The 16,727-nt window shown below is 45.5% G+C and carries 16 protein-coding genes; 7 read left to right on the top strand and 9 right to left on the bottom strand.

What is annotated here, in order from left to right; translation table 11 throughout:
• Window positions 1-92 precede the first annotated feature (92 nt).
• On the top strand, window positions 93-683 hold the full coding sequence (locus R7Z50_RS07055) for a TetR/AcrR family transcriptional regulator (protein ID WP_005374416.1): 591 nt from the start codon (window positions 93-95) through the stop codon (window positions 681-683).
• 128 nt (window positions 684-811) lie between these two features.
• Window positions 812-1,669 carry an alpha/beta hydrolase gene (locus tag R7Z50_RS07050; RefSeq protein ID WP_017633823.1) on the top strand — a complete coding sequence of 286 codons (858 nt, stop codon included), beginning with the start codon at window positions 812-814 and terminating at the stop codon, window positions 1,667-1,669.
• Between the two features lie 168 nt (window positions 1,670-1,837).
• Here R7Z50_RS07050 and R7Z50_RS07045 read toward each other — a convergent pair whose 3' ends face one another.
• Complete coding sequence (locus R7Z50_RS07045; protein ID WP_213906981.1) at window positions 1,838-4,384, bottom strand: glycosyl hydrolase family 18 protein; 2,547 nt, start codon at window positions 4,382-4,384, stop codon at window positions 1,838-1,840.
• Window positions 4,385-4,753: 369 nt separating this feature from the next.
• The gene (locus R7Z50_RS07040; RefSeq protein ID WP_005374408.1) at window positions 4,754-5,257 is read right to left on the bottom strand and encodes a DUF2850 domain-containing protein; all 504 of its coding nucleotides are present in this window, start codon (window positions 5,255-5,257) and stop codon (window positions 4,754-4,756) included.
• A gap of 328 nt (window positions 5,258-5,585) precedes the next feature.
• Here R7Z50_RS07040 and R7Z50_RS07035 point away from each other — a divergent pair, with 328 nt between their 5' ends.
• The gene (locus R7Z50_RS07035) at window positions 5,586-5,870 is read left to right on the top strand and encodes a pyrimidine/purine nucleoside phosphorylase (RefSeq protein ID WP_005383244.1); all 285 of its coding nucleotides are present in this window, start codon (window positions 5,586-5,588) and stop codon (window positions 5,868-5,870) included.
• Between the two features lie 132 nt (window positions 5,871-6,002).
• Entirely contained in the window at window positions 6,003-6,284 is a 282-nt protein-coding gene (locus tag R7Z50_RS07030) for a hypothetical protein (RefSeq protein WP_005374405.1), read from the top strand.
• A 3-nt stretch (window positions 6,285-6,287) separates the two neighbouring features.
• Here the strand turns inward: R7Z50_RS07030 and R7Z50_RS07025 are convergent, their stop codons facing one another.
• Window positions 6,288-7,436, bottom strand: a complete 1,149-nt coding sequence (locus tag R7Z50_RS07025; protein ID WP_054700526.1) for a GGDEF domain-containing protein — start codon at window positions 7,434-7,436, stop codon at window positions 6,288-6,290.
• Between the two features lie 506 nt (window positions 7,437-7,942).
• Here R7Z50_RS07025 and R7Z50_RS07020 point away from each other — a divergent pair.
• Complete coding sequence (locus R7Z50_RS07020; protein WP_025768746.1) at window positions 7,943-9,283, top strand: MATE family efflux transporter; 1,341 nt, start codon at window positions 7,943-7,945, stop codon at window positions 9,281-9,283.
• Between the two features lie 97 nt (window positions 9,284-9,380).
• Here the strand turns inward: R7Z50_RS07020 and R7Z50_RS07015 are convergent, their stop codons facing one another.
• The 3 genes from R7Z50_RS07015 to R7Z50_RS07005 all read right to left on the bottom strand — a co-directional run bounded on the left by R7Z50_RS07015 (window position 9,381) and on the right by R7Z50_RS07005 (window position 12,658).
• A complete protein-coding gene (locus tag R7Z50_RS07015; protein ID WP_318148970.1) occupies window positions 9,381-11,060 on the bottom strand; it encodes an RluA family pseudouridine synthase in 1,680 nt (559 codons plus the stop codon).
• Window positions 11,061-11,177: 117 nt separating this feature from the next.
• Window positions 11,178-11,798 carry a DsbA family protein gene (locus R7Z50_RS07010; RefSeq protein ID WP_258497725.1) on the bottom strand — a complete coding sequence of 207 codons (621 nt, stop codon included), beginning with the start codon at window positions 11,796-11,798 and terminating at the stop codon, window positions 11,178-11,180.
• Entirely contained in the window at window positions 11,792-12,658 is an 867-nt protein-coding gene (locus tag R7Z50_RS07005) for an MBL fold metallo-hydrolase (RefSeq protein WP_047102497.1), read from the bottom strand. The genes R7Z50_RS07010 and R7Z50_RS07005 overlap by 7 nt, the downstream gene beginning before the upstream one ends.
• Before the next feature lie 126 nt (window positions 12,659-12,784).
• Between R7Z50_RS07005 and R7Z50_RS07000 the strand changes: the two genes are divergently transcribed.
• Window positions 12,785-13,672 carry a LysR family transcriptional regulator gene (locus R7Z50_RS07000; RefSeq protein WP_017633830.1) on the top strand — a complete coding sequence of 296 codons (888 nt, stop codon included), beginning with the start codon at window positions 12,785-12,787 and terminating at the stop codon, window positions 13,670-13,672.
• 94 nt (window positions 13,673-13,766) lie between these two features.
• Complete coding sequence (locus R7Z50_RS06995) at window positions 13,767-14,570, top strand: HAD family hydrolase (protein WP_258497724.1); 804 nt, start codon at window positions 13,767-13,769, stop codon at window positions 14,568-14,570.
• A 93-nt stretch (window positions 14,571-14,663) separates the two neighbouring features.
• Here the strand turns inward: R7Z50_RS06995 and R7Z50_RS06990 are convergent, their stop codons facing one another.
• From R7Z50_RS06990 to R7Z50_RS06980, 3 genes are read right to left on the bottom strand one after another with little or no spacing between them, the layout of a single operon-like run.
• Window positions 14,664-15,053: a hypothetical protein gene (locus R7Z50_RS06990; protein WP_005374387.1), complete on the bottom strand. Its 390-nt coding sequence runs from the start codon at window positions 15,051-15,053 to the stop codon at window positions 14,664-14,666.
• Between the two features lie 24 nt (window positions 15,054-15,077).
• Entirely contained in the window at window positions 15,078-16,175 is a 1,098-nt protein-coding gene (locus R7Z50_RS06985) for a GGDEF domain-containing protein (protein WP_017821028.1), read from the bottom strand.
• 5 nt (window positions 16,176-16,180) lie between these two features.
• Window positions 16,181-16,636: a hypothetical protein gene (locus R7Z50_RS06980; protein ID WP_005374384.1), complete on the bottom strand. Its 456-nt coding sequence runs from the start codon at window positions 16,634-16,636 to the stop codon at window positions 16,181-16,183.
• Window positions 16,637-16,727 lie beyond the last annotated feature (91 nt).

Raw genomic sequence — 16,727 nt, 5'->3', positions numbered from 1 at the left:
ACCTGATTCGTGAGTCGAAAATAGCACTGAATAATGGTTAGACCAGTTAACTCGAGATTGCAAAAAAGAACGATCGTGCTAAAAATAAGATTATGCAAAAAGGAAAAGTGACAAAAGAGTTTATTCTGCAGCGGGCTTTTGAGATCGCCAGCGAAGACGGATTAGAAAGTCTTACGATTGGAGAGTTAGCCAAGCAATGCGGTATGTCGAAAAGTGGTCTGTTTGCCCACTTTAATTCGAAGTTGAATTTACAGCTATCGGTGCTTGATCACGCCAATAAAGTGTTCGCTGATCGGGTTATTGAGCCTGCTCGAGAACTCGGGGATGGCAATATCGAGCGTAAAATTCGAGGGTTGCTCGACTCTTGGATGACTTGGAATCACGCATTCCAAGGAAGTTGTATGTTTCTTGACGCTTGGAATGATACGGCAGATAAAGATTGCCCGCTTCAGGCCGGACTGCGTAAATCCATAGACACTTGGCTGAGTTATTTGGAGATCCAAATAGCGAAAGGCAAAGAGAAGCAAGAATTTGCAGCAGACTTAGATACACGCCAAGCAACGTTTGATTTGTACGGTCTCTATTTGAGTGCGCATGTTTTTTACTCAATTAAAGGTGAGCAAGAAAGCTTGCGTCTGTTTTGGCAAGGGATCGACAACTTATTTTCTCGCTGGAAAGGCTAATATCGGTTATTCGCTTCCCAGATTCGTAGACATAAAATCACAAAGAGCGGCTGAGTTCGCTCTTTCTTATTAGCGTAAAAAGCACGACCGTTCTATTTTGTGCAAAGCTGATAGTTAAGGACATGATTATGAGTGAAAAAATTTACTTTAATACATCGCAACGTTTCAGTATTAAGCGCAGTTTGGTGAACATTAGTACTCGGTTACACCATACACTGGCCCCGTCACATGCAAAGAAGACCGCGCGCAAGCTTCTTCTGACACCTGCTCGTACGCAACCTAAAAATATTGAACCTCAAGGGCTTATCAAAGGTGAAATTAAAGGGCATGCAGGCATCATCAAAACCTATACTTTGGGATCTGGACCTATTTGGGTGCTAACTCATGGTTGGTCTGGAACGGCAAGTCAGTTTTATCCACTGATGGAACATATTGCGTCGAAAGGGTTTACTGCTTTGGCGTACGATCATCCGGCACATGGTGAGAGTGAGGGGCAGTATGGGCACATTCCGGGGTTTGTCAGAGGATTAGAAGATGTGTTGGATACGGTCGAGGATATTGTTGGCCTAGTTGGGCACAGCATGGGCACCGCTTCTGCTCTTGAGTGTAGGCACAGTAAGTTAGAAAACAAGCCTTTGCTGCTTATTGCTCCGGTATTAAATTACGTAGAGAACTTATTCGGTAGCATTGCACGTTCCGGTTACTCGATGAAGCTTTTTAATGCTGTGGTTTCAGAAGTTGAAGACCAATTTGGTTATCCGTTACAGTCCATTGATCCGATGAAGCGTTTGTCTGAGCGTCCGTCTCACACCATTATTATTCATGATGAGCAAGACAAGTTCACCAAATACAGTGTCTCGGCAAAAGCGGCTGAAGAGATTAAAAACGTTGAGTTAGTGACAACACAAGGTCAGGGGCATGGTCGAGTGATGAAGTGTGAGCAAGTCTTCAGTAGTTTTGACCGTTTGCTCGATAGTGCTTGGTAACCCTTACTTTTACTGATTGATTCGCTCCGTTTTGCGCTAATTCGATTTGAAAGTAACACCTCAGATTTTTTCGTCTCTGGTGTTGCTCTCCTCGTTAAGAGGTTAAATCCAAAAAGGACAGCCGAAGCTGTCCTTTGTTTATTTAGCAGAACGTCTGCAAGGCTGAAATTAGTTACAGTTAGCTACGCCAACTTCTTTCCAAACGCCCCATTCGCCAGATTGGCTAGGATCGTCACCCTGAGTCCACCATTTCGCTTCCCACGTTTTACCTGCGTGAGTCACTTGGTTACCACCTGTGTACACTGCGCTCGCATCCCATGCGTTGTCACAAGTACCAGGGTTCGGATCGGTTGCGTGCTGTGCAACAACCACTGTCGCGCTTGCCGATGAAGACGCTTTACCGTCGCTCACACTTACAGTGAAGCTTAAGCTTGTGTCTTGCGGGTATTCCGCAGCAGTGAGCGTGACTTTAGAGCCTTCAACCGTTGCATTCAGACCTTGAGGTAGAGTCCAGTTGAATGTCAGGGTATCGTTGTCTGCATCGCTAGACGCAGATGCATCTACAACCACAACGTCACCAGCGTTTGCTGTTGCTGGAGCAACAACTTGTGCTACTGGTGCGCTGTTCACTGGGTCAACAACACCTGCTGGTTTCACTGTTACTACAACGAGGTCAGATGCCGCTGCACCCTCGTTATCAGTCACCGTCAGCTTGAAAGTTAATTGCTCTTCAACACTAACTTCTGCTGCATCAAAGCTTGCTTTCGCTGTGTTTGCACCTGTTAGTACCACTGCTGTGCCAGATACTTGTTCCCAAGCGTAGCTTGCGATGGTGCCGTCAGAGTCTTTTGACAGGCTGCCATCTAGAACCACATTTGCAGGACCTGTTACCGATTGATCTGCGCCAGCGGCTGCGGTTGGTTTACGGTTTGGTTGAGGAACCACACCACCAGCCATACCTTCGTGCATCGCGTTTAGAATGTCACCGTTATCCGCGTCAATTTCCCAAGAGAATAGACCAGCAAGACCAAGAGACTTCGCGTAGCTACCTTTTGCTAGCACTGAACGGTGGTCATCAAATGTGATCAACTCGCCCGTAGTACGGTTCCATACCCATGGTGCTTCTGCTTGTGCATCGTAGCCGTACTCGAAGCCGTTAATACCAGTGTTGTTTGCACCTAGCATGAATGACTTAATGCCTTTGTAGTCAATTACGCCATCTTCCCAAACACCTTGCGCTGTGCTGCCCTTCAGTTTACCTGTAGCAGTACCTGTCATTGGGTCGTTTGGATCGGTTAGCGTATCTGGAGTTACGCCTTCCCAGCCACGACCGTACATTGCTGTACCAAGTACTAGCTTGTTCGCAGGAACGCCTTGAGCAAGAAGAAGTTGGATGCCGTTATCTGCTGTGTAAGCAGGACCTTTGTACGGTTCGCCGTTCTCATCAACGCCACTACCGTCACACTGACCAGGACGCATGAATGAACCACAGTAAAGCGCAGTCTGGTGACCAGGAACGTTGTTCCAACCGCCGTAGAAGTCGTAAGTCATTGCGAAGATGTAATCCATGTACTGAACCGCATCTGCGTAGTCTACGTCTTCAATCTTGTCGTAACCGACACCGATAGCGGACGTTAGCTCGTAAGTACGGCCTGTCTCAGCTTCTAATTCATCAAGCATTACGCGCAGTTCACGCATCAGTGCGATGTATGCTGGGCCATCGTTTACAGGGTCGCCCTTATCGGCTGCTGCACCGCCGCCGCCAGGGAATTCCCAGTCGATATCAACACCGTCGTAGAATTTCCAAGTTTTCAGGAACTTCTTAACTGATGCGACGAATGTGTCTCGGTTTTTCTTGTCCACGAAATCGAAGAATGGGTCAGACAGTGTCCAACCACCGATCGATGGGATGATTTTTAGATCAGGGTTACGTTGTTTCAATGCCATTAGCATTGCGTAGTTACCCTTGATAGGCGTGCTGTATTCATGACCAGCTTGTGGGAAGCTCTTCTGATAAGCAGCCCAAGGGTCATGGATAACGACTTCATAATCAGGCACACCTGTACAAGCAGTTTGTAGCGCGTTGAAACTGTTGCCGCCAACAGACTTCACAGACTCATTTGGGCCACAAATTGGGATAAAACCGTAAAGGATGTGAGTCAAGTTGTCGACCGGCATATTATCGACGGTGTAGTCACGGCCATAGATGCCCCATTCAACAAAATACGTACCCATCACGACGCTTGGATCGGTATTGTAGGTTTTGTTGTTTGGATCGACATTCATCGTTAATGGCTTCAGGTGAGAACCATCGGTATCTGCAATCGTGATTTCAGCTGGTGCGCTTTTCGCACAACCTGTCGCATCACATGCTTCGATTTCCATTTGGTATAAGCCACCTTGGCCGTATTCAAACGAAGCTGTCGTTTGGCTACCAGTGATAGGGCCGCTTGCTACTTTTACACCATCAAAATAGACGTTGTAAGTGTCACCAGGTGTGCCACTCCACTGGTTAAATTTAACAGTGATCTTCGCTTGCTCATGGTATTTCACCATGTCGTAGTAGCCTGACGTGGTTTCCATCGCGAGTTCAATTTTAGAAAACTGAAGGTTGTTGGAACCGTACATATCGATACTTGGTGCGGTTGGAGCCGCAACTGCAGCGCCTGATAGCGCTAAAGCAACTCCAGCTGCACATAGGTTAAATCGAATCATAACTTCTCTCTCAATCCTTGGATTCATGTTCTACCTAGAACATAGGCTGCTCTTGCACCAGATAAGATGATTGGATTTACTCCACGTGCAAAAGCATCACACTCAGCATTTCAGAGAGTTTTTTTTCGTCAAAAAAAATTAAGACGGTTTTCGAGGCACTTGAGAGAACTTAACTAAAACTCGCACTCTGTTACACAGAAAGTGTCAGACTGAGTCAATAATTTATAAAATCTCAGCAGAAACTAAAATTATTGTTTACTCAGTAACGAGTTAGTTAAATGCGATGAAGGCCTTATTTTGTTGTTTATTAAGGTTTTGTTTCATTGATATAGAAAGAGAATTGAAAGGAAAAATAGCCGTGAAGACGTACTAGTCACGGCTGAAGTGTTCACTCAACGCGGCACGACGTTTAGAGGCTGCGCCGGTTTCTGAGCCCTGAACGGTATGCTCAAATCCTTTACGAATGAATCGCTGATCTGGAATAAGAGGTTCAATACGGCGTATTTGAGGTGAAAGATGAGAGCCCGAGATCTGATACGCGGTCTTTCCTAATCCGGTATTCAACGTGATGACCTTGCCATCGAATTCAAATTCCGTCGTAATAAGTCGATGGTTTCGGTATACCCCATCTTCAGTGAAAACGAGACGTTCTGTTTGGTAGGGTGGCGCGCCAATCTCAATCCATTCGCCGTACACCTTTTCCGGATCAATGTGGTCTTGATAGGAGAGGTGGATTTGATAGCCAAAAAACGTCAACAGACCCATCCCGAAGCAGACAAATGTACTCTTGAGGATTTTGGATTGGTGGCGAGCCAAAAATGAAAGTTTTGGTTCTTGTCGTGCTTTTCGCCTTCGGCGAGTCGAGTCCGTCATAGATCTAATTTTCTCCACTTTTTTAACATGGTGGAAACCTTCCTTTTTAAAAACAAACAATCCCGCCATTGAGACGACGAAACTATGATCTAATGTCCACTTTTACATTCAGATACACATCTTATTGATGGTTTTGTTGTTTGCTCACATTCATTACTTCGCAGTTTTTCTTGCTCGGTTTAGGTCGCCTGATTAATCCTCGCGAAAAGAGGTTCTCGCTCAGTAGCAAAGGATGTGCGTTACTACGTTGAGTTTAATGGCTTTCAAAGCTTGAGTAACGGAAAGAAACAAGGTAAAAAAGAGCGGACTTTTGATAAGGAAACCAATAATGAATATTAAGGAAAATAGCTATTTTGCTGGTAGTGTAAAATCACTAGGCTTTAACCAGAAAGATCAGGATGTTAGCGTTGGTGTGATGCTTCCTGGTGAGTACACGTTTGGTACTCAAGCACCAGAGCGTATGACGGTTGTAAAAGGTGCGCTTGTGGTCAAGCGTGTTGGCGAGAGCGATTGGACGACTTATCAAAGTGGTGAGTTTTTTGAAGTGGAAGGTAATTCTTCATTTGAGCTTCAAGTGAAAGAAGCGACTGCGTATTTATGTGAGTACTTCTAGCGTTCATTTGTTGCTCGTCATAAAACCACCTTCGGGTGGTTTTTTCGTCTATGTGCTTCACTTATAACGCATCTTTTTGGTTATTTGGGTATATACTTAATAAAAATGTACCCATCGACCAGGGAGGAAGTGATGGCAGTACAACGCAAGCATTCTGATCTCCCTCCTCGTTACGAGGACAAAGATCTCACCAATGAGCAAAGACAGCGCTTTACCGAAGTTGCCAATGCCGCTCATAAGAGACGTGAATTTTATCGACGTGCTCTAGGAAAGAGCTTAATGGGCAAAATGAAGGGCCGTGCGTTTAAAGATCACCCCACTCGTCAGCAAGACAAGCCGAACAGAACGTTGCAAGTAGTGTGGTTAATCGTATTCCTCGTTGTGGGGCTTTGGGTGATGCATGTGTTCGCTTAGTCATTAGCAAGCTTCTGGTACCGCTGGTGCATCAGATGTTGACTGTTCTTCCGTATTGCAGTGCTCATAAAAGGCGTACTGGTTTTTACCAGTATGTTTAGCTGCGTACATTGCTTTATCTGCACATCGAGTCAATTCAGACAAATCCTTTGCATCTTGCTTATAGATAGCAGCACCTACACTCATCGTTAACTCGTTAATCATATCGTAGCTTCGGTAACCTGTCGGAAACAGATTCACGATCCGTTTTAGGATGCTGTCGAGGTCATCTTTACTTTTTACATCGTAAAGCATGATTACAAACTCGTCGCCCGCAAATCGAGCGATGGAGTAGTCATGTTTATCGGTTTTTCTGTCTTTGTTGCGAATGTTATTTTTTAATCGAGTGGCGAAGGCTTGAAGTACTTGGTCACCAATATCGTGCCCGTAGGTGTCGTTGATGTGCTTGAAGTTATCGATATCGAGAAAGACCAATGCGGTGATGCTGTCATCAGATGAGTGCTTGATTTCATCGAGCTTTGCGCGCGCCCAAGTCTCAAAGCTCCAGCGATTGGCAAGCCCAGTGAGCTGGTCAAAATATGCTAACTCCTCAATCCCCTCACGATACAGTGTTTGAATGTAATTGAGGACTTTCGTGTAGTAATACGAGAACGTGTGACACACAAACGCGGTCGCTATCAGGGTCAGCATCAATCTCCGCTCTATGATTTCTGTGGCTGTTGGCAGTCGATCTAAAAAAGCGACCCCAAAAAAGATCAGTAAAATGTAGGTGCCACTGAACAACAGACCGACCTTAAACTCATTAATTAATACCAGAGTGGCGACAATAGGATATAGCCATAGCATCTTGCCTGACGGAGCGTCGTTATACAGAAGTAACAATAACCCTTCGAACATTAAGACAGCACTTAGCCATAAGTCGGCGTATTGATGGTGCCGCTGGACTTTTATTACATAACTGATTGCTAAGCATGCCAAGGCACACAAAGCATGGAAAAAGCTTAAACCCCAGTTATTCTCAAGTGATTGAGCAATGAAACCATAAGTTAAACAGGCAGCGGCGATACTGGAGCATAAAAAGACAATTTTCTTTTTTCTTGTTGAACGGATGTCCGCCATTTCTTCTAAGCGCGCCCCAGCCAATGTCGACATTACGTATCCTTGCTTAATTAACGTGTACGCTTATTCTAGGCGGTATTTTCGCGATAAATAGAACAACAAAGTTTCCAAATGTGATATCAGTCATTTTTAGTGCAAAGCCATCAGTGTGATTTGGTGCGAGTGTTCAAAGAGGAATGGTGGCGCATGCAGGTTTTCATGACGGTTCTTCATAGCTCTATATGGTTGGACTGATAACTCAAAGTAATGTATCTAGTTAGACGCATTTATATTGATTATCCTAATTCTGTTCGGTGCTCGTTGATTGAGAGTATTGTTCACCAATCTCTGCTCTACGTATCGTCAAGGCATATGTCGTTTCGAAAATGCATTAGAAATATTTTTCCGAAACAGGGCGAAATATTGTTGTCGTTATGACCAATATGCGACTAGAATCCGCGCTAAATCACAACCTCATATCGAGCTTCGTTCGAGTCACTATTTTTAAACTGCTTCACAAAATTGTGAGGCAGTTTTTAGTTGTAGGAAAGGTTACAAGCATGCCTAAAAGCCAAAACATCAACCAACGAATGTCCATCGTGGCATTAGCTTGGCCAATTCTTGTCGAAATTTTGCTACGGACGGCTTTAGGAACCAGTGACGTGTTCATGCTGAGTGGCTACTCAGACAAAGCCGTATCCGCTGTTGGTGTGATCACGCAGATTACCTTCTTTTTAATCATCGTTTCGACGTTTGTCAGTAGCGGTACGGGGATTTTGATTGCCCAATACAATGGCGCTGGACGCGAGCAAGAGTCAGTGAGCGTTGGTGTTGCGAGTATTGCGTTGTCTGTGCTCGTCGGTGTGCTATTGAGTGTGATTGCCGTGCTTGGTGCGATATATCTACTCCCGTATTACGGCTTGGAAGCGCAAGTTGAGCAGTACGCTCATGAATATCTGCTGATAAGCGGTGCGATGACGTTTAACGTTACGATTGGCGTTGTTTTTACAACTATTCTGCGTAGTCATGGTTATTCACGTTCCCCAATGGTGGTGAATTTGATCTCGGGTGTGTTCAACATCATTGGTAACTATATTGCGCTTTACCAGCCATTCGGTTTACCTGTGTATGGTGTGCAAGGCGTGGCAATAGCAACCGTCGTCAGCCAAGTCATCGGTACGTTAATGTTATGGTTTATTCTCGCTCGCAGTAGCATTGAACTACCAATGTCGACTATGAAACAAGTACCGGCAGAGATTTACAAAAAAATCTTAAAAATCGGCGGTATGAACGCGGGTGAAGTGCTGTCTTACAACGTGGCGCAAATCTGCATTGTGTACTTTGTGGTGCAAATGGGGACGGCATCGTTAGCGGCTTTCACTTATGCGCAAAACATTGCCCGTTTCTCGTTTGCTTTCGCGCTGGCAATTGGTCAGGCTGCGCAAATTCAGACTGGTTACTACATCGGTAAAGGTTGGGTGAGCAGCATTTTAAAACGCGTACAAATCTACTTCTTAGTGGGATTTGTGGCATCAACGGCGGCAACCACACTGATTTACCTGTTTAGAGAAGAGATTCTGCGCGTATTTACCGATCAACCAGAGATACTCGCATTGGCAGGTTCGTTAGTCATGGGCTCAATTTTGCTCGAGGCCGGACGTGTGTTTAACCTGATTTTTATCGCGGGGCTCAAAGGCGCGGGTGACATCAAGTTCCCAGTGCAAATGGGGATTTTGAGTATGTGGGGACTAGGCGTGCTTTTCTCTTACATCTTTGGCATCCACTTGGGTTATGGCGTTTTAGGGGCTTGGATGGCAATCGCACTCGATGAATGGGTACGTGGTATCATCATGGCAAGACGTTGGCGCTCTCAGGTGTGGACCAAGTTTAAGGTGAGCTAACGGTTTTCGGTATTGCGCATCACGCCTATTCTGTTGTTAGAAACCAAAAAAGGCACTGTTAGTCAGTGCCTTTTTGTTATTTAAAATCGGGAAGACGTTAGAATTCGCACTCAGCTTTGAACACCATGCGCTCTTTGCTGTATGGATGATCCAGCTCTAGCATCTCAGCATGCAGGTGTAAGCGGTTGGCTTTTTCGCCGTATAAACCATCACCAACCATCGGCATGTTTAACCCCATGTGATGAGCACTGTGTACACGTAGTTGGTGAGTACGCCCGGTTTTCGGATACATGTATACCTTGCTGCGCCCATCTTTGACTTCAATCAGTTGCCAGTAGGTTTCTGCATGTTTCCCGTGTTCAAAACACACCAGTTGACGTGGGCGGTCGTCTGGGTCACCACGCATTGGCAGTGAAATTTCCCCTTCAGGCTCGTTTAATACGCCTTCGAGCAGTGCCATATAACGTTTTTGTACGCCGCGAGCCATAAACTGTTTTTGCAGACTTTTGTTCGCGCGCTTGGTTAAGGCAAACACCAAAATGCCAGAGGTCGCCATGTCGAGGCGATGAATCACAAACGGCCCTTCCACATCAGGGTACATCGCTTGTAGGCGCGTATAAGCAGAGTCCTTGATAGTTTTACCAGGCACTGAAAGTAAGCCCGAGGGCTTGTTGACGACGACCATAGCGTCGTCTTGGTAGATTATCTCTAGTTCTTTGTCTTCTGCCCAATTCTCCGCCAATGGATTAGGTTCGACATCCAGCCCTTGCATCATATGGCCCAAAATCGGCTGACATTTGCTGTTGCACGATGGGTAGAATTTTTTGTGTTGGCGAACTTCAGACTTTGGCGACACACCCCACCAAAATTCTGCCAGCGCCAGCGGTTTGAATCCGTGTTTAAACGCGTATTGAAGCAGTTTTGGCGCAGCACATTCCCCTGCACCTGCTGGTGGTATTGGGTTTGTGGTGTCCGTAAAAATGTCCACCAAGTCGCGTGCTTCGCCATGGTTGTTTAGAAAGCGGTATTGTTTATGCAGTTTGTGCTGTAAAGCGTTGGAGAGTGTCTTGCGCTGCTCTTTCAGATGAGCAAGTTGCTGCTCTAACTCGGCCAATCGCGCTTCTTTGATTGCAAGCTTTTCATCCCACGCTTGCTTTAAGTATTTGAGAACGTTTTTCTCAGCGACACTTTGCTTACCCAACTCATCCAACAAGATTTTTAGATCATCGACATTGAGCGTTTGCTCGCCCTGTTGGCGCTGTCGCTTGCGTGCTGCTCGGCCATCAATCATCACTTGGCGCTGTGTTTGCTCCTCTTGCTGATAAGCGGCTCGGTCGGCTTGTATTTGCGCTTTAAGATCCGCTAATTCCGGATTCGCGGCACAGGTTTTGTACTCCGCATTGGCGGCGTTGATGGCATCCGTTTCTGCGCGGAAGAAGCCTTCATCGGTCAGCATGTCGTACACAGGAGGGACAAATCCTGGAATCAAGTTTTGGTCAGCAATTTTGCCAGAAAACGCACTTAAAAAGCCGAGCTCGCCTTGAGGGCTTTTTACCAGCAATACGCCAAACATTTTGCCTCGCCCCGTTTCTTCATTAACCAAACCAAAATCGTGTTCGAAGTCGGTTTGCGCTAATAAGTGCTGTTGCAATTGCTTTGCGGCCATAACGCAAAGAGGATGCGGCGTGTAGTAGAACGGAAACGTAAACTGCGTTGGCAATTCATAGCCAGAAATATCAGCAGTAAAACGAGTAAAACAATGTTCAGGCGAGTGCATGGTGGGTATCCGCGCGAGTAAAAATTCGAGCGAGGATTGTACCTGTTTGAGTCAGGATTGCCATGTCGGTGTTGGCACTCGCTCTTGGATTAAGGACAAGAGCGAGTGGGGAAGAGTTTATTGCAGTTTTCGTAATGCAAGCTTCCACTGTGCTGGTTTGTCGTAGTAGGCCGAGTGCGGCAAGGTCAGGTACTCGCCATTTACTTCTGCAATCAGGGTTGGATAACCACCAACGTGCAACTGGCGCATCAATTGTCGGCTAGAGCGAATTCTCTCACCTAGTTCGGCTTCGCTTAACGTCATGTTTTGCTCCCACGCATCACTTGCTAAACCTAGCGATTCTGCAATGGCTTTGAGCGTCGATGCTTCATTCACTTTTAACCCGAGCTGATAATGCGCAGATTGGATGGCCTTTAGCATGTGCCATGGATTCAGCCCCATTTTCTCCGCACTCAAGATCGCTTGTGTTGGTAGATAAGAATCAAGAACAAACGCATCTTCGCTTTTCACGCGTTGCAGATATGCTTCACCAAACGTTGCTCCGGTTTCGGTTGAGATACGAGCGTCACTGTTGATGATGTGCTGACGAAATTCAGATTCAATCGCGCGCTTCTCAATCATACCGCCGGGATGAAGCTCTACCTTAAATTGAGAGGTGTCCATCAAGGCTTCGATGAGTGGTGATGCCCCGTAGCACCAACCACACATGGGATCGAAGAAGTAATGCACGGTTACCATGACATTTCACCAGTATGCACTTTCGCACCGATTTCTAGCGCGATTGGCAATTGAGCTTCTGGGTATTTCGCAGACATGGTGTCAATGAGTTGAACGCTGTTATTGCTGTGTTTTTTCGCTTGCTGAAAATCCTGCAAGTATTGTTGCGAGTAGCGAATGGTGTCTGCGTTCAGCTTTGTGCCTGCTTTCATGTGACCAGGAATGACCACTTGAGGTTTAAGCGCAAGCATCTCGCTAAGTTGCTGCTCCCAAGCATTGATGGCGGTTTGGTCTGCGGCATCTGCCATCCACAAATGTACGTTTGAGTACACGGCTACGTTACCTAGAATCGCTTTGTTATCTGGAATCCATAGGTAAGGGCGGTGTGCTGATGTGCCATGGTTACCACGGATTTCAATCTTATGACCTTCTAGCTCTAATGATGCTTTATCGTACGCGACAGGGATCACTGGTTTTACCGGTGCGTTTGCGCCAAGCTTTGGTCCCCAGTACGCCAGCTTTCCAGCCAATTTCTCTTTAATAATTTTTTGAACCGCAGGCGTTGTGATGATCTGCGCATCAGGGAACTGTTGGTGTAAGGCCTCTGCGCCAAAGTAGTAATCTGGGTCCGCTTGACTGATAAAAATGGTTTTAAGTGTTTTGCCTGAGTCCAGAACTTTAGCGGCAATGCGCATCGCGTCAGCTTTGGTGAATCCAGTGTCGATAACCATGGCGTCAGTCTCACCGTATACCAAGGTTGAGTTTACGTGGAAGCTGTTACCGTCGGCGTTGTAAACCTCAAGAGTAAGGGGAGAGTGGTTTGCCGCTAGGACAGGGTTTGCCATTAAAACGGATGCAGCAATCAAAGTGAATTTTTTCATAATAAGCTCCTAAAGAATTTGGGGCCAAGCGACGATGGCTTGGGAACGGGAGCTATATTAGGAAATTGATACGCTCGGAAAAATACACAATAATGTGCATCACTATTTCTTATTTCGAGCAAATGTATGGACAGAGTAACGGCAGCAAAAGTGTTTGTGGATGTGGTGTATTCTGGTAGTTTTACCGCGACCGCAGAGCGGTTAGACATGTCTCGGCCAATGGTAACTCGTTATGTAGAGGCGATGGAGAACTGGCTGCAAACTCGTTTGTTACACCGCACCACGCGCAAGGTGTCCCTCACCACCGCAGGGGAGCGCAGCTTGCCTCAGATTGAGCGCTGGTTAAAACAGGCCGATACATTAACGTCGAACATTGCCGTTGATGGTGAGCTGTCCGGAAAAATCCGTCTTGCGTCTAGTACTTCATTTGGATTCTCACAGTTGATCCCCGTAGTAAACAGTTTTATGCAAAAGCACCCCAAAGTGTATATCGACATAGATCTGCAAGATTCAGTGAGTGATCTAACCGAACAACGCATCGATCTGGCGATCCGAATTGCGTCAGATCCCGATCCTTCTTTGATTGGTAAGCCGATTGCGGTGTGCGAATCGGTGTTGGTAGCATCACCGCAATATTTACAAACTCACCACGCGATCGCGCATCCGCGAGATTTATCTTCACACGACTGTTTGGGATACAAAAACTTTGAGCGTCACGTGTGGCATTTGTCTCAGGGCGACCAGTTCGAATCGGTGGGAATTGAGTGTCGCCTAACCAGCAATGAGGCCACGGCGTTATTGCATGGCGCTTTACAAGGCATGGGTATTTCGATGTTGCCAACTTACTTGAGCAATATCTATCTCAAATCGGGTCAGCTTGAGTCGGTGTTGCCGGATTGGAAGCCAAATGATCTCAACATTTACGCGCTGTATTCATCACGTAAACACTTGTCTCCTGCGGTGAGAGCTTTCATCGATCACAGTGAAGATTACTTTAAACAGCACCCTTGGTGAATGCGAAAAGCGTCGTCATCCCGACTTGAGATTCATACAAGATCCTGTACCTTACATGGATATATTTTCGCAGCATCATTTAGAGTTTTCGTTAATGTCACAAGTTTGCATCAAATTTATTGCTTCCGATATGGATGGCACATTGCTTGACCAATACGGTCGTTTGGATCCGGAGTTTTTCGATCTGTTTTTGCAACTGGAAGAGCAAGGTATTTTGTTCTCCGCTGCGTCTGGTCGTCAGTATTACAGTCTGCGAGACACGTTCGCGCCAATCAAAGACAGACTGTTGTATGTGGCTGAAAACGGCACCTTAGTGATGTACCAAGACAAAGAGCTCTACAGTTGTACCATTCCTAAAGCGGAAGTGTTGGAGATTGTGAAAGCGGCTCGTGAAATTGACGGGGCGAACATCGTATTGTGTGGCAAGCGCTCGGCGTACATCGAAACGCATGATCAGCAATCGCTGGAAGAATTTCAAAAGTACTACCACCGCTGTGAATATGTGCCGGATTTGCTTGAGGTCGAAGACGAGTTTATTAAGGTAGCAATTTGTCACTTTGACGGTTCGGAAGAGCTCCTGTTCCCGACCATGAACGCAAAGTTTGGCGCAACGCATAAAGTCGTGGTGAGTGCAAAAATCTGGCTGGATGTGATGAATGCCGAGGCCTCTAAAGGTGCGGCCATTCAGCATCTTCAAGAGACGATGAATTTTACTCCGGCAGAAACTATGACGTTTGGTGACTACCTCAATGACCTCGAAATGATGCAAGTCAGTGAGCATTCGTACGCGGTTGCCAACGCGCACGAAGAGATTAAGAAAATTGCTCGTTATTCTGCGCCAAGCAACCAAGAGGCAGGGGTACTCAAAGTGATTAAAGAGAAAGTATTAGCGAAGTAACGCTCATTCTTTCGATGTTATTTTCTTCTTCACGTAAAAAGCCCCGCAGTGTATGCGGGGCTTTGTTTTTTTGGGGGGAGTAAGGTTCCCGTTTTAGCGTACGTACTTGGCGGTTGCACTGACTAAAAAGTGTTGCAATTTCCCGTCTGATTTTGGCACCCACAAGTCGTTATGATAATGGTAAATACGGCCATTGACGGTCACAGACAAGGTATTATCACCCGTTTTCTCCATGCGAATAAACTGATCCGAAGTGACCAAAAACGGCTCTTGCTCTTCAATGCTCTGGCCCGTTGCCAATACGAAGTAGCCGAATCGGTTGCCAGCATCCGGATCGGTTGAGTAGATTCGATGCCCAACTAGGCTGTAGTCGTCGTTGAGTGCCTGCTCAAGCGTTTTTTGCCCGATGGTTTCGTGCGATGGAATAAATACCCAAGCCAACACACCTGCCGCAATGACTGCCAGTAGAAGCAGTACTTGCATGAACTTTCTCATCATATATACCGTTTAACGTTGAAATTTCATTTTGTACATGCGCTTATCCGCTATGCTGATAAGAAAGTCAACATTGTCACTGTCTTTAGGGTATTGCGCTAAGCCCATGCTTGTTGAAAGTGTTGAGACTTTATCGGAGTTTAATATTTGTGCATCAAAGACGGTATTTATCTGCTCACGTACGTTCTCTTCATTGAGATGTTCACCTTCAAGGATAACCGCGAACTCATCTCCTCCCATGCGATAAACAGTAAAATCATTGAGTGTCATAGAATTAAGCCGCCTAGCGATTTCCCGCAGTACAGTGTCGCCAACTTGGTGTCCGTGTGTGTCGTTGATTTCTTTAAAACCATTTAAATCTAGAATCCAGAGAGAAAAGGGCCTTTTTTCTTGAGTAAATTTGTTTAGGGTAATGAATAGTGCATTGCGGTTCCCTAGGTTCGTCAAAGGGTCGCTGAGCGCCAATTTTCTATGAAAATGGGATTCACGATAAAAGAAATAAGTTAGAGAGATAATCGACAAAACGAACGTCGCAAACAACATATATTGTGCTTGCATTAAGCGCTGGGTTTGACCTTTTTGTGCTTCATAAGCTTTACTGCTTAGACGGAAGTTTTGATTAACGAAGTCTATTAAGCCTAAATATAGTGTTTGAGTTGAACGATAAAATGCAGCAGCAGCTTGGCTATCACCTGTTCTAGCTTCTACTAGTTGTTTTTCTAGCTCTTTGAACTCTTCAAAAAGGTTAATGAAGTAAAGGTGCATGTTGTTCCGAGAAAAGAACTTATTGGCTTTCGTGCTACTGGTCAATAAGTCAAAGCGACTCCACGCTAACTCGTATTGAAGCTCTGCACCATCAATATTCAATACGTTTTCATCTAACCGTCTGGCCTCGCCGACAAGTTCTGATAGTTCTTTGGAGAGTTGGAATAAAAACCAAGTCGCTTGTTTTTGTTCGTTATTAAAATTTTGTGAGAGTGAACGTGTTTGCTGTAAAAGCACGACATTCGCGAGAAGCAAAGAAACGGCAAACACCACCAGCAGCATTTTGCTGGTGGTAGAATATTGCAATATTCTTTGTTTCTTAGAATAGGGTTCTGATAACTTCATTCTTATTATTTTTCTTTTATTTCATTTACTTGCCATACCATTTGCGCATGATATTTATTGTAGTTTAGCTCTGGATAGAGATTGAGTGGATATATCACCCAGAAAGGGCCTTTATTCCTGACTTTTATGTAATTCTGATCTTGTTGATAAGCCAGTATTGGTTGATATCGAAGAATATCTTGTCGGGACAATGTCGAGTGATAGTCGTTTAAGCTGCTGATATCAACCTGCTCTGGTACCTTTCCATAGACGTGTGTAAGAAGCGTGCTGAGTTTAACGCCTAAAAACTCTGACGAGGCAGGAAGCCAAGGCAATGTCATCGTGTAGCTAGTGGTAGGTAAAGCTTGGATCTCTTCCAGTTCCAGTATGACACTAGGCTGCTGGCTACTACTAAATACGATCGTATTTGCAGACAAGAATGGCGCAACAAAAAACAGACCTAGCGCGACTATCTTTTTCATCATATGCCCTTTTGAGTTTTATTCTTTTTTCTTAGCTAGGACAAAGGTGCTAGCGGTAATTTATTTATAATTATAGAGCCAACCGGATGAG

This window comes from Vibrio sp. 1249-1, assembly GCF_033340495.1.
This window is presented reverse-complemented; position numbering and strand designations above follow the sequence as displayed.

Excerpts from the sequence above, each read along its gene's own strand:
- R7Z50_RS06985 (WP_017821028.1), bottom strand. The coding sequence starts at position 16,175 with ATGAAGTTATCAGAACCCTATTCTAAGAAACAAAGAATATTGCAATAT.
- R7Z50_RS07030 (WP_005374405.1), top strand. The coding sequence starts at position 6,003 with ATGGCAGTACAACGCAAGCATTCTGATCTCCCTCCTCGTTACGAGGAC.
- R7Z50_RS07055 (WP_005374416.1), top strand. The coding sequence starts at position 93 with ATGCAAAAAGGAAAAGTGACAAAAGAGTTTATTCTGCAGCGGGCTTTT.
- R7Z50_RS07045 (WP_213906981.1), bottom strand. The coding sequence starts at position 4,384 with ATGATTCGATTTAACCTATGTGCAGCTGGAGTTGCTTTAGCGCTATCA.
- R7Z50_RS07020 (WP_025768746.1), top strand. The coding sequence starts at position 7,943 with ATGCCTAAAAGCCAAAACATCAACCAACGAATGTCCATCGTGGCATTA.
- R7Z50_RS06980 (WP_005374384.1), bottom strand. The coding sequence starts at position 16,636 with ATGAAAAAGATAGTCGCGCTAGGTCTGTTTTTTGTTGCGCCATTCTTG.
- R7Z50_RS07050 (WP_017633823.1), top strand. The coding sequence starts at position 812 with ATGAGTGAAAAAATTTACTTTAATACATCGCAACGTTTCAGTATTAAG.
- R7Z50_RS06995 (WP_258497724.1), top strand. The coding sequence starts at position 13,767 with ATGTCACAAGTTTGCATCAAATTTATTGCTTCCGATATGGATGGCACA.
- R7Z50_RS06990 (WP_005374387.1), bottom strand. The coding sequence starts at position 15,053 with ATGCAAGTACTGCTTCTACTGGCAGTCATTGCGGCAGGTGTGTTGGCT.
- R7Z50_RS07025 (WP_054700526.1), bottom strand. The coding sequence starts at position 7,436 with ATGTCGACATTGGCTGGGGCGCGCTTAGAAGAAATGGCGGACATCCGT.
- R7Z50_RS07040 (WP_005374408.1), bottom strand. The coding sequence starts at position 5,257 with ATGACGGACTCGACTCGCCGAAGGCGAAAAGCACGACAAGAACCAAAA.
- R7Z50_RS07005 (WP_047102497.1), bottom strand. The coding sequence starts at position 12,658 with ATGAAAAAATTCACTTTGATTGCTGCATCCGTTTTAATGGCAAACCCT.
- R7Z50_RS07015 (WP_318148970.1), bottom strand. The coding sequence starts at position 11,060 with ATGCACTCGCCTGAACATTGTTTTACTCGTTTTACTGCTGATATTTCT.
- R7Z50_RS07010 (WP_258497725.1), bottom strand. The coding sequence starts at position 11,798 with ATGGTAACCGTGCATTACTTCTTCGATCCCATGTGTGGTTGGTGCTAC.
- R7Z50_RS07000 (WP_017633830.1), top strand. The coding sequence starts at position 12,785 with ATGGACAGAGTAACGGCAGCAAAAGTGTTTGTGGATGTGGTGTATTCT.
- R7Z50_RS07035 (WP_005383244.1), top strand. The coding sequence starts at position 5,586 with ATGAATATTAAGGAAAATAGCTATTTTGCTGGTAGTGTAAAATCACTA.